The organism is Acidobacteriota bacterium (assembly GCA_030949985.1).
Lineage (GTDB): Bacteria > Acidobacteriota > Polarisedimenticolia > J045 > J045 > JALTMS01.
The window spans coordinates 1-1,436 of the sequence record JAUZRX010000055.1; the positions used below are offsets into that span (position 1 = coordinate 1).

A 1,436-nucleotide genomic window follows, 5' to 3' on the forward strand; every position below is an offset into this window, starting at 1 on the left:
GGCCCGGTGAGCATGGTCGCCAGCAACAGCCATGCCGCGCCCGCCGCGGTCCAGAGCGGCAGACCGCTCCCGCGGCAGGCCAGCGCCCAGGCGCCGGCCACGAGGACGAAGATCAGGCCCAGTTGCAGCACGTCATGTTCCTCCCGTGTCTCATGTTCTCATGGGAACCTCGATAAACCCCATCCCCGCCTCGCCGCACGGCGCCATGGTGATTTGGCGGCGCTTGGCACCCGCCGCGCCCGCAAACGCCCGGTTTGCCCGGCCCCCCGGTCTTCCGTGCCGCCCCCGTGCGCGCAACGATCCGGGAGCGGTGGCCCCGCCCGGGCGGTTCACCTGTCGCGGAAGAGGGAGTTGACGGACCGGATGGCGGACTTCAGTCCGGCGCTTCCTGGAGCACCTCGCCCGGCACCCGTACCCGGCCCTCCATCAGGATGCGGGCGCTGCGGCTCATCACCACCCGCTCGACCACCCAGCGCCCATCCCGCCGGTGCACCGTGGCACCGACCCGGAGGGTGCCGGAGGGATGACCGAAGGTGACGGCATCGCGAGAGCCCCCACCGGCCGCCCGGTTGACCAGGGTCCCCTCGATGACGGCCGCGGCACCGATCGCCACCGCGGCGGTCCCCATCATGGCATGGTGCAGCTTGCCCATCGACAGGGCGCGGACATTCAGGTCGATCGCCTCCGCGGAGATCGCCTTGCCGCTCGAGGCGGTGTAGGCGGCCGGGGGCGCCACGAAGGCCACCTTGGGCGTGTGCTGGCGCTCCGCCGCCCGGGACGGGGCCTCGATGAGCCCCATGCGCACCGCGCCGTGGGCGCGGATGGTCTCGAAGCGTTCCAGCGCCGCGCGGTCCTCGTTGATCGCCGGTTGCAACTCGGTTCCGGTGTAACCCAGATCGGCGGCGTTGAGGAAGATGGTGGGAATGCCGGCGTTGATCATGGTGGCCTCGAAACTGCCCAGGCCCGGCACCTCCAGGAGATCGACCAGGTTGCCGGTGGGGAAGAGGGGCTCGGAGGGGTCGACCGGCCGCTCGAAGGCCACCGGGATCTCGGCGGCGGGGAAGGCCACGCCGTCGAGTTCGAAATCGCCCGTCTCCTGCACCTCCCCCCCGCTGACGGGCACCCGCACCACGATGGTCTTGCCGATGTTGGCCTGCCAGATGCGCACCTCCACGCTGCCGTCGCGCGGGATGCGCCCGGGATCGATCAGACCCATGTGGATCGCGGCGGGTCCGACCGCGGCGCTCAGATTGCCGCAGTTGCCGCTCCAGTCGATGAAGGCGCGATCGATGGCCACCTGGCCGAACAGATAATCGACATCGTGCCCGGGGCGCGTGCTGCGGCTCAGGATCACCGTCTTGGAGGTCGATGACGTGGCCCCGCCCATGCCGTCGGTATGCTTGCCGTAGGGATCGGGGCTGCCGATCACGCGCAGC

At 70.8% G+C, this 1,436-nt stretch carries 1 protein-coding gene; it reads right to left on the bottom strand.

What is annotated here, in order from left to right:
- Positions 1–373 precede the first annotated feature (373 nt).
- Positions 374–1,436 (bottom strand): 2-methylaconitate cis-trans isomerase PrpF (gene prpF / locus Q9Q40_12120; GenBank protein ID MDQ7007968.1); only part of this gene is annotated, 1,063 nt, incomplete at its 5' end.